General features: G+C 48.1%; 8 protein-coding genes, 1 rRNA gene and 1 pseudogene. 5 read left to right on the top strand and 5 right to left on the bottom strand.

Translation table 11 applies throughout. The annotated features are described in order from the left end of the window. Nucleotides 1-459, bottom strand: a 16S ribosomal RNA gene (locus tag KIS30_09770); the annotation flags it as partial. A gap of 487 nt (nt 460-946) precedes the next feature. On the opposite strand from KIS30_09770, the gene KIS30_09765 reads away from it, so the two are divergent. Further along, nucleotides 947-1,942: an aldo/keto reductase gene (locus KIS30_09765; GenBank protein MBX8647022.1), complete on the top strand. Its 996-nt coding sequence runs from the start codon at nt 947-949 to the stop codon at nt 1,940-1,942. Here KIS30_09765 and KIS30_09760 read toward each other — a convergent pair. Further along, nucleotides 1,932-2,378, bottom strand: coding sequence for a CoA-binding protein (locus tag KIS30_09760; protein MBX8647021.1), 447 nt, complete (start codon nt 2,376-2,378; stop codon nt 1,932-1,934). The two genes, KIS30_09765 and KIS30_09760, sit on opposite strands and share 11 nt — an antisense overlap. A gap of 122 nt (nt 2,379-2,500) precedes the next feature. After that, complete coding sequence (locus KIS30_09755) at nt 2,501-5,023, bottom strand: HEAT repeat domain-containing protein (GenBank protein MBX8647020.1); 2,523 nt, start codon at nt 5,021-5,023, stop codon at nt 2,501-2,503. 173 nt (nt 5,024-5,196) lie between these two features. Here KIS30_09755 and KIS30_09750 point away from each other — a divergent pair, with 173 nt between their 5' ends. Both KIS30_09750 and KIS30_09745 read left to right on the top strand, forming a co-directional pair. Then, a complete protein-coding gene (locus KIS30_09750) occupies nt 5,197-5,649 on the top strand; it encodes a 30S ribosomal protein S15 (protein ID MBX8647019.1) in 453 nt (150 codons plus the stop codon). 125 nt (nt 5,650-5,774) lie between these two features. Continuing rightward, nucleotides 5,775-5,933, top strand: a pseudogene (locus KIS30_09745) (YdeI/OmpD-associated family protein). A 29-nt stretch (nt 5,934-5,962) separates the two neighbouring features. Here the strand turns inward: KIS30_09745 and katG are convergent. Beyond that, complete coding sequence (gene katG, locus KIS30_09740; protein MBX8647018.1) at nt 5,963-8,146, bottom strand: catalase/peroxidase HPI; 2,184 nt, start codon at nt 8,144-8,146, stop codon at nt 5,963-5,965. A gap of 1,414 nt (nt 8,147-9,560) precedes the next feature. Here katG and KIS30_09735 point away from each other — a divergent pair. Beyond that, nucleotides 9,561-10,889 carry a PqqD family peptide modification chaperone gene (locus KIS30_09735; protein MBX8647017.1) on the top strand — a complete coding sequence of 443 codons (1,329 nt, stop codon included), beginning with the start codon at nt 9,561-9,563 and terminating at the stop codon, nt 10,887-10,889. Nucleotides 10,890-10,969: 80 nt separating this feature from the next. Then, the gene (locus tag KIS30_09730; GenBank protein ID MBX8647016.1) at nt 10,970-12,196 is read left to right on the top strand and encodes an MFS transporter; all 1,227 of its coding nucleotides are present in this window, start codon (nt 10,970-10,972) and stop codon (nt 12,194-12,196) included. A gap of 865 nt (nt 12,197-13,061) precedes the next feature. Here KIS30_09730 and KIS30_09725 read toward each other — a convergent pair. Then, nucleotides 13,062-13,354, bottom strand: a 293-nt coding sequence (locus KIS30_09725; GenBank protein ID MBX8647015.1) for a hypothetical protein, incomplete at its 5' end; no start/stop codon positions are given.

Below are 13,354 nucleotides of genomic sequence, written 5' to 3'. Positions count from 1 at the left end.
CGGCTGGCACCCGTCTTACCCGGCCCTTACTTCTCTTGCTTTTTAGGCAAAAGAACAGCTAACGCTAATGCGTTAGCACTTGGAATTCCCTCATCGTGGTTTCCCACATTGTGAAGTTTTCGTAACTGCTGCGCCCCGTAGGGCCTGGACTCGTGTCTCAGAGTCCATCTCTGGGCTTCCTCTCCCGAGGCCCATACCCGTCGTAGGCTAGTGGGTTCGTTACACCCACTACTACCTGATAGGCCGCAGACCCATCCTCAGGCGCCGAAGCTTTTGTCCTGAGTGCGTTCCAGCATCCCAGAACTATGGGGTATTATTCTCAGTTTCCCGAGATTATCCCCCACATGAGGGCAGGTTATCCGCGTGTTACTGAGCCGTGCGCCGAGGGCTTACCCCTCTCGACTCGCATGTCTTAATCGAATTCCAATAGCGGTGCCCGCCGGCAGGATCGACCGGAATCTGGCCACACGTAGTGTGGCTGGGCAATCGCCCGATATTACTATAAATTGGCAAAGAGACACTCACATCAACCAACAACGTCAGAATCGAGAGATCACGGCTAGCCGGGGTTCTCGATTCCCCACATATGTGAACGGTTACGAATGGATTTGCGTCACAGCAGGCATTATGCCAGCTCACAATCTCGCCGGTAATCCGTTCAGTAAAAGAACCATACTTCGATTCACTATTTATTGCTTACGATTGACTTCTTGCTGATCGCGGTGTGTTTCGAAGTATCTGTCGTAATCGTAATCCGCACACGGTCATATCTTATGCCCCCGCATTCGCAATTCGCACTGTTCAAGAGTTACGGCCATAATCCGGTTTCCTTTCCTTCAGATGAACTCTGCAACACATTTCCTGCTATTTTTCCGTGCTCCCGGAATCCGCGAATTATCAGGCAGCGAGAACAAGGAATAAGTACTCAGGTATTTTATTGTCGTGCATGAAACTCAGACCTCTTGGAAGAAGTTCGCTCAGGGTATCGGAAATCGGTTTCGGCGCCTGGGCGATAGGAACCAACTGGTGGGCGGAAAACAGTCAGGAAACGGAGTTGAAAATGCTCGAGACGGCTCTCGAAGCGGGCATCAACTTCTTTGACACTTCAAATGTATATGGTGACGGAAAGAGCGAGAGGATACTCGGCGCATTCCTGCATGGAAGGAGGGAGGATGTAGTAATATCGTCCAAGTTCGGCTACGACATCGATGCCGAACGTGTCGGAGGAATGCATTCCGAACGCCCCCAGCGATTCAGCCCTGAATATCTCAGAGCATCGCTGAAGCGGAGTCTTGCAAACCTTCAGACAGATTACCTCGATCTCTATGAGCTGCACAATCCAAAGATGTCGGCAATCGAAAATGATGAACTCTTCGAAGAGCTGGATCGCCTTGTGGATGAGAATGCAATCCGCTCATACGGCATCGCGCTCGGCCCGGCGATAGGGTGGAAGGAGGAGGGACTGAAAGCCATACGCGAAAGGGGAATATGTGCAGTTCAAACGGTTTACAACGCGCTGGAACAGGATCCCGGGAACGCACTGTTTTCGGAGTGCACTGCTCACGGCGTTTCCGGTCTCGTTCGCGTACCTCATGCGTCCGGCGCACTCGACGAACGCTACGATCCAGGAGAGAAACTCCGCTCTGACGATCACAGGAATTACAGACTGAAGAAGTGGCTGGAGGACATGCGCCCATACACGATCATGCTCAAAGAGCTTGCAGAGAGCAAAGACATGTCGCTGACACAACTCGCAATTTCCTTCTCTCTTTCGAATCAGGCTGTTGCGTCGGTTCTGCCTACCTTTACGGGCATCGAAGATATTGAACTGTTTGTTTCAGATCGCAGTATGAGATTACTTTCCGCTGCGGAGATGGGCAGGATAAACAGCATATATGATGAAGCGAGGCGCGTGGCAGAATCTGCTGCCACTACAACCTGAAATTGAGCATATCCTTCCTGCTGGCACCTTCTATCATCATGCATCTATTCATCACAACAACGATGCCCTCAGATTCTGCTCTGGCCGCCGCATTATCATCGCGGATTCCAAGCTGCATCCATATCACGTGCGGCGTTCCGAACTTTTTCTTCATTTCAATCGCTTCGTCAACTATCGGCGGAACATCGGCGGAGGGGCGGAATATGTCAACTATGTCTAACTGTGACTTGATTTCGTCCGGCAGGTGTGTTATGGACGGATAAGCTTTCAAGCCCAAAATCTCGGTTGCTGTGGGATTCACAGGCACTATTGTGAATCCCCGATCCAGGAGAAATTTAGCGACTTTGTAACTGTCCTTCGACTGATCCTTCGAAAGACCAACAACAGAGACCGTCCTGTGCTTCGTGAAAATTCCGTCTATGGTGCTTTCATCCATGTCTGCTCACCTATGACCAGCAGGCACATGCTGTTACAAATTCCTATCTAATTTCTCTCTTGTGTGCTGCATTAACGTGGAAAACATGTGTGCGGCTGTCCGTTCATTGCCAACTCAATAGATCATTTTTTCCTTTTACCGCTCATCTTCGCTTCGAGGGACTCTGCCAGATATCGCAGCTCCCTGACTTCTCCCCTGAGTCTGTTTACTTCCTGCTTCAACAGCTCCCGCTCATTTCCGGGCTTTTTTCTTCTTATCGACTCGACGGCGTCGTACGCCTTTCGTTTCAACCTTCCGTCTCTTTCAGTGCGGATCAGGTGCTCGAGTTCCGGCACTCCGTCAAGGTTTCCTGTAAGTCGCACTGCATCTATGGCCGCATCTCTGTATCGCAGATTCTCATCCTTCAACTGGAGATAGACGAACTCCCTGACCTTTCTGTCGTCTTTGCCGAGCATTGCTATGGCCCGCAGTGCTGCACTCCTCACCCTCCAGCTGTTCCTCCTGTGAGTGTATGTCTTAAGCGCAACCACGTCCTCCTCTCCTCCACATTCTCCATAAGCGGACAGTGCGGCCTGTCTGATGACATCGAGATGGGATGACATTCCAAGTGCCTTTCGAAGCACAGGTTTGGCGTCGTAGTCATATAATTTTGAAATGGCAGTGACTGCTTCCGAAGCAACAGCGTAGCTTCTGTCTTCCAGACACTTTCTCAGGATTTCGGCAGAAGAAGAATCCCTGTAATTGCCTATCGCCGCCACAACCTGTTTCCTAGCTCTTGTATCCTTCACCTGCAACGAAGAATGAAGTGCATCGAGGGCGTCTTTTCTGTTCAGCCTGCCCAGGGAATATGCACATGCGTGATGAACTCCCCAGAAGTTATCCTTCTTGAGTTCGGCCTGAAGTGCGTCAACCGTCTTCTTCGCAGATACTGTCGACAATTCCAATGCTGCCTGTATTTTCTCGAACGCTTCGCCTGTCCTGAGCTGATTCAGCGCATCCTCGTGCGGTCTGACATACTCCAGTTTCTTCAGTATCTCATTATGCGGATCAATGCTGACGAAGGAGGGTCTATCCTCTACGTCGAAAACAAACTTCTCTTCTCTCTCCTTCAGGCGAATCCTGGTGTTTTTTCTCTTTCCATCCTTCGAGCGGATGGAAACGGTCATCAGGATGTTGAACACCGGTGTGAGGTCGTCTATTTCTTGAATCTGTTTGAAGCTCAGCTTAACCTGTTTCGTTTTTGAGCTGTATTCGTATTCCACTCTTATTTCTGGATATCCTGCCGAAAATACCCATTTATCGAAGAACCACTGCATATTCCTGCCCGTGGCATCCTCAATCGATCTGATGAAATCGGCTGTTTCGACACTTCTGTACATGTTATTCTGGCAGTATCTGTTGATTGATCGGAAAAAAAGTTCGTCCCCCAGTTCCTTCCGGAGCATATGCAGAACCAGGGCTCCTTTCTGGTAGGTGGTCCTGTCGAACATTTCCGTAGGTATCAGGTATTCTCTCTGCACAACCGGTCTTCTGTAGTTTTCCGCGTCTTCCTTGAAGTAATTCTCTGCCTGCTGATAAAGAAACATTTCCAATTCCTCTGCCCCTTCATCATGCTCCCTGAACAATCCATCGAAGTATGTTGCGAAACCTTCGTTGAGCCAGACATTAGACCAGTCCTTTGTGGTAAGCAGGTCACCGAACCACTGGTGTGCTAGTTCGTGGGCGACAAGACCGTGACTTGGAAAATCGGTTTCGGCTCTCTCATCATGCAGTGTTTCGTCGGTTTGAGTGGTCGCGCTTATGTTTTCCATCCCTCCCCATATGAATTCAGACGCGGCTACCTGGGCATACTTTTCGTACGGATAGTCCACGCCGATGAGTTTTGAAAAATGCTCAATCATCTTTGGCGTCTTGTGGAACGATCTCCTGGCTTCTTCCTCTCTTCCTTTCTGGACGTAATATTGTACGGGTATGGACTTCCATTTGTCCTCTATTAAAGCGAAATCGCCTATGGCAATTGAGTTTAGATAACTGGAATGAGGCGCACTTTCGCCCCATACAAATGTCTTCATGCCGGATTTCCTGTCCTCGACAGTTTTCAACAGTCTGCCATTTGAAACGGCAATCAGCCCCGGCGCCACAGTTATCCATATTTCAGTCGTGTACTTCATATTCGGATAGTCAAAGCACGGAAACCAGTAACTGGAGAATTCATCTTCCCCCTGCGACCATGCCTGCAGTGCTCTCGCGGGATGATCATCATCCGGCGTGACGAAATAGATGCCCGCCTCCGGTCTGCCGCTGTATTTTAAACCGACATCGATCTTTTTTCCCTCAATTTTTCCCGGCGATATGTGCAATTTTCCTCCCACATGCTCGAATTTTGCCTGTCTGCCCTGGCACGTTACTTCCTCTATGTCCAGTTCCTTTGCATCAAGCACAATTTCATCGAGCGAGACGAGATCCAGTTTCTCCAGATTGTATTCGACCTTTCCTTTGATGCTTCTTTCTGTAATGTGGACTGCTATCTGCAGTTTCATGTTGATTATTCTGAAGTTTATGTCTCTGGGGTACATGGGCTTGGCGTTGGGAAGTTCGAATCTGCTTCTGACCTCATTTGGTTCATATTCAAGACCGATCGACATCGGGGAGCGTTAACTGGGATGGCAATTTAACTCTTTGTGAACCGAAAAATAACATGTTTTGGCTGTGGGACGAACGTTGTTGTTTGTTAGGACGGTTTTCTGGGTTGCAATGTTTAGCATCCGCACTGATTAAATATTAGTAGCATAATGGCAACAAATAACCGAGGATGCAGATGTCCAGAATGCACTCAAGCAGAAAGGGGAAGGCCGCGTCAAGGAAACCCATGGTTTCGTCTAGCCCTTCCTGGGTACAGTCACAACCCGAAGAGGTCAAAGAACTTATAATACAGATGGGGAAGCTCGGAAAACCACCTTCACAGATAGGTCTCTCGTTACGTGACCAATATGGCATACCCAACGTTCTTCTGCTGACTGGAAAAACGATAGTGCAGACACTCGAGGAGGCCGGCATTACCGCTCCGATTCCGGAAGATCTTTCGTCCCTTATTGAAAGGGCAAAAGGGGTGGCTCAACACATCAGTGAGAACAGAGGCGATTTGAGTTCGACAAGGGGTCTGCAACTTATCGAGTCCAAAATCAGAAGGCTGTCAAAGTACTATATCAGGGAAGGCGTGATTCCTTCAAGCTGGAAGTATACATTCGAGAGTCAGAGATCAAAGAGTTGATGCTTCGGGTTTGGAAGCAGTTCATTGTATTGATTGGAGTACAAACTCTTTCATCGACTGTGGAAATTTTCTAACGGAGCCCACTGTTTACAACAACGATTTTCATTGCTTCACAATTACTTCAGGAATTGCCGGCTCTGAAAACTGCGTTCGAGGCATTGACACCGGGGCGGCAGAGAGCATACATTCTCCCCTTTTCTGCGCCCAAATTGTCCAAGACCAGGGAATCGAGGATCGAGAAATATGTGCAGAAAATTCTTAATGGAAAAGGTTTGAATGATTAACGCCCTCTGTGATTGGGTTCCGACCGGCATTATCGCCTGAGATCGAACCTGTCCAGGTTCATTACCTTGGCCCAAGCTGCCACAAAATCCTTCACGAACTTCTCTTTTCCGTCGTTGCTTCCGTAGACCTCGGCAACTGCGCGCAACTCAGAGTGTGCCCCAAAAATCAGATCAACACGGCTCGCTGTCCACCTGATCTTCCCGGTCTTTTCATCCCTCCCTTCGAAAAGAGTCCCCGATTCATTCTTCGCTTTCCATGTGGTACCCATGTCAAGCAGGTTGACGAAGAAGTCGTTGGTAAGCACACCGGGACGCTCTGTAAATATGCCATTCGGAGAATGACCGAAATTCGCATCCAGTGCCCTCATTCCTCCAACCAGAACAACCATCTCTGGTACCGTGAGGGTGAGAAGTTGTGCCTTGTCAACGAGCAGGAATTCTTCATTCTTCACTCCTCCGGAATCAAATGTGTAGTTACGGAAGCCGTCAGCTTTGGGCTCCAGTACGGCAAAAGATGCTGCATCAGTCTGCTCTTCCAGAGCATCCATCCTTCCCGGGGCGAACGGTACTTTGATGCTGAACCCTCCATCACCGGCAGCCTTCTCTATGGCAGCGTTACCCGCAAGAACTATGATATCTGCAAGTGATATCTTCTTGCCGTCTTTTGCCTTGGAGTTGAATTCTTCCCTGATTGTTTCCAGGACGTCAAGGACTCTTTTCAACTGTTCCGGTTCATTGCATTTCCAGCTTCTCTGCGGCTCGAATCTTATGCGTGAACCGTTGGCGCCTCCTCTCTTGTCGCCGCCCCTGAATGTCGAAGCCGAGGACCACGCCGTGTACACAAGCTCACGTGCACTAAGACCCGAATTGAGGATGGCACCCTTAAGTTCGGACACGTCCCTTTCATCCACCAGTTTGTGATCAACCGCCGGAATCGGATCCTGCCATATTAGATCTTCAGCAGGCACCTCAGGCCCGAGACATCTCACCTTCGGCCCCATGTCGCGATGTGTTAGCTTGAACCATGCTCTTGCAAATGCATCGGCAAACTCGTCCGGATGTTCGAAATAACGCTTGGAGATATTTCCATAAATTGGGTCAAAACGCAGTGAAAGATCTGTGGTGAGCATAGTTGGTGAGTGACGCTTATTCGGGTCGTGCGCATCCGGAACTGTATTTGCTCCCGCGCCATCCTTGGCGACCCACTGATACGCACCAGCAGGACTCTTTGTAAGCTCCCACTCATAACCAAAGAGTGTTTCAAAGAAATTATTGCTCCACTTTGTGGGTGTTCTTGTCCAAATGACTTCCGGCCCACCACCAATGGCGTCGCCGCCTTTACCGGACCTGTATGTGCTTACCCATCCTATTCCCTGATTTTCTATCGGCGCGGCTTCCGGTTCCGGACCGACGTAGGAAACGGGGCCGGCTCCGTGGGTCTTTCCGAAGGTGTGGCCTCCCGCAATGAGTGCAACTGTCTCCTCATCGTTCATCGCCATTCTGGAAAATGCTTCCCGAATGTCCTTTGCTGCTGCAAGAGGATCTGGAACGCCATTCGGACCTTCTGGATTGACATAAATGAGTCCCATCTGTACTGCGGCGAGCGGCTTTTCAAGTTCTCTATCCCCTGTGTAGCGTTTATCGCCAAGCCACTGCTCTTCGCTTCCCCAGTAGACCGATTCATCCGGTTCGTAAACGTCTTCCCTGCCGCCACCAAATCCAAAGGTCTTGAAACCCATGGTCTCCAGCGCCACATTGGCGGTAAGGATGATCAGATCGCCCCATGAGATCTTTCTGCCGTATTTCTGCTTAATTGGCCAGATGAGCCTTCTGGCTCTGTCCAGCAGTACATTGTCAGGCCAGCTGTCGATAGGTGCAAAGCGCTGTTGCGCCGATCCGCCGCCGCCTCTCCCGTCACCGATCCTGTATGTCCCGGCGCTGTGCCATGCCATCCTGATAAACAGGGGCCCGTAGTTACCGAAATCGGCGGGCCACCAATCCTGCGACTTGGTCAGCAGCTCGGCTATGTCCTTCTTCAATGCCGCATAATCCAGGCTCTCGAATTCCTTTCTATAATCAAAATCCCCGCTCATCGGGTTGGATTTGGATGAATTTTGCCGAAGAACCTTTAGGTCCAATCTGTCTGGCCACCATTCTTGAATATTTCTTGCCCTTTTCCTGTCGCCCTTATCTGCGGAACCACTTTCATTCATCAGTTTTACCTCCTCTGGTTGCATTGTTTAACTTATGTGCGGAAACACATTACAGCAGCCCTGTCCAATTCATATCTGTGTATCTGCCCGAATATGTGCCGTACATCTCTGCCATTATATGATGCTCAGTTATCCTCTGATTCTGTTGCCGGTTTCACACATCAATTCCTGATTAATAAGATTGCGCGTTTTTTTTGCCCGTCATGGCATCCGAAACACGTTGCACACAATTGGACTGCCATTGTGCCTGGAAGATACTCTTGATTCTTGCATTAGCTCAAGGTGCTCGATGAGTTTCTCTGGAAACAAACGCGTCTCTGTGGCGCCCAACTACCCCGCAAAGAAGAAACGATGGAGAATCGCAGATTGATGGGTCCGCCCAGACTTATACCATATATCGGTATAAGACAAATATAGTTTCTTATCGTCCCTCATAAATGGTAGTCACAGATATAAGATGTGATATCTTGATAGGACACGAGGCTGCCTGTGATTTCGCAGACCTGTGAATGTGATCCCGAATAAACGATGTGAAGTAAGAGCTGAAGCCTACTACACGACGCAACCATTCAGACTGTCAACCGACAGCCATCTAAGCAGAAATGGAACTGATGAGCGATTCGCATGCCAATATCGGTTGTTTCATTTCAAGTTTTCGAAGGCCATGAAAGCACACCAGAGTAGACAATGGACTACTTTTTCCCCATCCTGAAGAGTTCAAACACGAGTGTGGAGAGCGAAGCGGCAAAACTGAAGGACAGTTCGGTGTGAGCAAGTCTCACACACTCCTCGACTCGAGACCGGTGAAACGGGGCAGGAAGGCATTCGATCGCACCTGCCACTTCACCTTCATCGCCGGCCAGTTCGCATCGGCGATTCGGGCACAGCACGGTGTCAGGCAACATCTCGGCTGCCTGACATACATCACAGCGTAACAGGGCCGGGGATACGGTTCATGACAGCGAGTCGGCAGCCGTGAGGCACGATCTGAATCATGCACTCACGGCGGAAACACATATTCCTGTCTGTTTTCACACTAGATTCGCGCCGTAACTGCACCATCAGGACGGCTGTTTGGCCCGCATGTGCATGGAATCATACATTCACGTTACCGAATAAAGATGAAATAGGTCGTTCCTTTTTTACCCACCCTAACATGTTAGTCTAACATGTCAAATAAAGGTTTGTCCTTAAGGTTTCAAAAGGAGGTGACTTGGTGGAAAAGTCCGGGTTGGTGAAATCCCCCGAATATAAGTTTGACCACAATGTGTGGTGGAAAGAAAGCGACTTGAACCCTTGGCAATGCTGCTTTGGAATTTAAACAGATTCTAATAAAGTGACCCCTGTAATCGTTTCCCGACTTAGGGGTCACTAATATCTTCTTGGAAAATCAAATAAGGTGGATTGGTACAAAATGAGAAGTCTTTTGCTTAAACCTAATGTGAAACTTGTTAAAACGAGTCAAGGTGGATTGTTATTCGACAGAAGTAACGGTATGCACATGTTGCTTACTGGAACAGAAAGCTTTGTTTTGTCAATGTGTGATGGTAGTAGAACGGAAGAAGACATAGTGATTGAAGTTGAAAGAAACTACGGTAAAGATAAAGAAAAATGCAGGGAAGACGTCAATGCTTTTCTGACTTCTGTGAGTAATAAAATACTCATAACCCTTCCACAACGAATTCAACTCAATAAGTCATTACCTGATCCGAGTCAATTCCTATCGATCAGACCAGAAAGGGCACTAATACCAGAGAAGATCATGACTTTAGGAATTTCTCCGTCGTATGCCTGTTCACTCAAATGTATATGCTGTTTTGCGATGGCAGGAGACAGCCTGACTCCCCCAAAATCCATGGACTTCAACCTCGTAAAGAGAGTCCTCAGGGAAGCAGCTGATTTAGGGGCAGAAAGACTGGATATTGGCGGTGGGGATCCGATAGATTACAGGTACCTTACAACTATGGTAAAGGAAGCTTTTGAACTAGGCTATCGTGACATAACGGTTTCTACAAAAGGTGTAAACGTCACTTCCAACGTTGCGAAGAATCTGCGTCTGTCAGGATTAGACAGGATTCAAATGAGCATCGACACAATGGATCCATCATTGTACGATTCAACTGTTGGGAGGAAGGGGATGTATGAACGAATGCTCAAAGGCTGGTATAATCTAAAAAAGGAAGGTTTTCACATCACAAACAGGGCAACGATTACCAAACAAACAGTGGGAACTACACTGGATCTTTTTGAGCGACTCTATTCTATGGGCATTTACGACGTTAGAGCAATTGGCACTCAATTATTTGGAAGAGCAACACAAGATATGCTGCCTCCGCTTGATGCGATGATGAAATTAAGGAAAGATGCCGCCCTCTTGAGCGCTGATTACGCAAATTCTCATTGGTTTGTTGGGGATGCGAGATTCGGAGATCCGTATCCTTGTGAGGGTGACATTTCAAGAACTTGGGTACATCCCGATGGGAGAGTGTCACTGTGTGACGTAGCAGGCTCATATCTAGACGACTATCCTGTTTTTGTGTTTGGGAATATTAAGAATGAATCGCTTGAAGACATTTGGAGGAACAAAATACCAGCATTGTTCAGAACAATCCGAGATCCTAGGTGCAATTCGTGTCCAATTGCCTCATCATGCAGAGGCGGTTGCCCTCTTTTCGCGGCGACGACCCAGGGAGACGTGATGAAAGCAGTACCAACTTGCAATATTCTTGAGAGTCAGGCTTGACGCTAATTGGAAAATGTCGCAGGCTTCTTGACTCAAAGACAGACTTTAGTTTCCTATCCATTTGCGGATCAGGTGAAAACATGGAGGCGCGGGTTGAGGAAGAGGTATTACCGCTATCTCTGAGTTTCAGGTTATTCGCGACCTCAAAATTCTTCATCGCTGTAGGTGGTGGCCTCTTTTCGGTTTTTTTCCCCTGGATGGTTCTGTCCATCACTGGTTCATCCCTTTTCACCGGCATTGCAGAAGGGCTCATTTCCATTCCTCTGCTTCTGAGCTTCTTCACAGGAACTTTCGTCGACAGAACTGTTGCTAAGAAAGCAGTCTTCCTGATGGGTGTAGTCGGACTGGCGGCTGCAGGCGCCATACTCATTATCTCCATTGAATCAAAACTCTACCTCTTATTCTCCGTCTCTATACTCGCAGCCGCATTTCTGTATGGATTGAGCGATGATGTCCAGGACACTTCAGCCTCTTTTTTTGACAAATCACTATTGAGAGGGAACCAGATAAAGAAAGGTTCTGCGGTAAGGAGGGCCATAGCATCTTCTGCCATTCTGATTGGATATCTGTTATCTGCATATTTTATATATATCGGCTTCCTGTCTGCGATATTTGCTCTGATACTTCTCTTTCTTCTTTCTGGGGCTGTTTTTCTCCCGGTGCATTATGAGCTTCAAGTCAAACAGTCCAAGTCTATCCGCTTCTATCATTCGATGAAAGAAGGCTTCGCCGAGCTCCTGTCGAATACATTTCTGAAGGAACTTGTCATCCTGGCCATATTCGCTAATTTCTTCTTCGGCATGATATCCGTCGGTTTTGCCGTTCTGGTCAGATTATACTTCCATCTTCCGGTGCTCTATTATTCAATTGTGCTCATTTCACTGCAACTCGGTGCGATCGGTGGTAGTATTGTTTCAGGAAGGCTAAAGAGGCTAAGCGGGGCATTCCTTATACTCTCGCTTTTATTGTGGGGAATTCTCTTCTCGCTCATTGCGATCGTGTCTCTTTTCAAATACTACGATCCTATCCCCATAACCATATTTTTCATTGGGTTCATATCGGGGATCAACAATGTCGCATTGAATGTCATGATGCTTAAAAGGACATCTCAAGAGAAGATAGGAAGGATTTTTGGCTCTCTTAAGACAGCACTGGTAGGTGTGACATTTGCTTCAGGAGCGACTGTTGGCGCACTTATGAGCTTCATATCGCCCCCCATCGTAATTCTGTTAATGGGCTCCGGTATGCTCATATTGGCGGCTGTTGCACTATTGGGATTTGAAAACGTCAGAAAGACATCCATTTGATAAGTTTCCATGCGTCATCGGTTAAGCAGTGCCAGCATCTCCTGCATTGGCCCCATAGCCGCTCAGGGATTCTGCCGTCATCTGTAGTTTTTGTGCGGGATACCTTTTCTGCTTTGTCCGTTTGGTTTGGATACCATTTTCCTGCAAACACTTTGAGTAAGGCGACGATCGCTGGCAATTCTCAAGCGAGGATACGCAAATAGTCCTCTGATCAATCCTGGAGTTGGGAAACACATCTGTTACATCTGACTCGACAAATCTGAAGTATGCGCCGCAGCATCTACGCTTTATCATGTATTTCGGCTGCGAAATGGACCGGCAGTGTGATGCCCTCCACTGTCCTTGCACGTAATGAAGGGGCGCCAAGCCGGCTGTTTCCGCAGTCGGGACTGTTCTTGGCAAAGAAGGACGATTGAGCGACAGATGCCATCAAATACTGCTGGAAAAAATTACTTTGATGAAATTGGCAAATTCTGGACCGACACTTACAATTCAATCAGGGCGAACAGAAGTGGGGAATGTGCCGAGATACCTGGAGTTGCCAAACTGGTACGCTGACACTATCGAAACATCGCAAGTGAAATAAACCGATACACTTTCAGTTCAAAGGAGAATGGATAAATCATTACTCGATTTTCCTGACAGCATCTAACAGCTGATAAGTGGTCCTTTCATCATTGTGGAACGACGCGTGGACCAACATGCAGACCAGTGCAGTCTTGGACTTGGACAGTCTGTCAGGCAAATCACGGACGAAGCCGCGTACCACGGGATCGTCGATGTATCTTTGCACCGTTGCCTTAAGCTCCCTGATGTCTGAGAGTTCTTTCGTAAAAAATGATGTGCCTGTTGAGTATTTAATTATTCACCCGGGCAATCGAACAACTGCCTTGTCACGGTCAATTACTGAAACGAACTCCCAGCCTTCTTTCAGGTAGCTTTCGATTTCCTTCTGCGGAACAACTTTCTGCCTGTTTCCATTGTTCACCAGGTTGCTCACAACCTTTTGTTTTATGAGTTCAGATATTTTGCTTTCAGGAATCTGCTCTATTCCACCCAGGGCATCTATTTCTTCCTCAGTATATCCGATTGATTTCAGGATGACTGAATGTACGTGGGCGCCAGACTCGTGGTGGGAAGCAGATGTTTCCAGATATT

Source organism: Candidatus Sysuiplasma acidicola, assembly GCA_019721035.1.
Classification (GTDB): domain Archaea; phylum Thermoplasmatota; class Thermoplasmata; order Sysuiplasmatales; family Sysuiplasmataceae; genus Sysuiplasma; species Sysuiplasma acidicola.
Note: the sequence above shows the minus strand (reverse complement) of the source record. Positions and strands in the feature narration are given on the sequence as shown.

Bases quoted from the DNA above. Each gene is read 5' to 3' on its own strand.
- katG (MBX8647018.1), bottom strand. From the start codon at position 8,146: ATGAATGAAAGTGGTTCCGCAGATAAGGGCGACAGGAAAAGGGCAAGA.
- KIS30_09755 (MBX8647020.1), bottom strand. From the start codon at position 5,023: ATGTCGATCGGTCTTGAATATGAACCAAATGAGGTCAGAAGCAGATTC.
- KIS30_09750 (MBX8647019.1), top strand. From the start codon at position 5,197: ATGTCCAGAATGCACTCAAGCAGAAAGGGGAAGGCCGCGTCAAGGAAA.
- KIS30_09760 (MBX8647021.1), bottom strand. From the start codon at position 2,378: ATGGATGAAAGCACCATAGACGGAATTTTCACGAAGCACAGGACGGTC.
- KIS30_09735 (MBX8647017.1), top strand. From the start codon at position 9,561: ATGAGAAGTCTTTTGCTTAAACCTAATGTGAAACTTGTTAAAACGAGT.
- KIS30_09765 (MBX8647022.1), top strand. From the start codon at position 947: ATGAAACTCAGACCTCTTGGAAGAAGTTCGCTCAGGGTATCGGAAATC.
- KIS30_09730 (MBX8647016.1), top strand. From the start codon at position 10,970: ATGGAGGCGCGGGTTGAGGAAGAGGTATTACCGCTATCTCTGAGTTTC.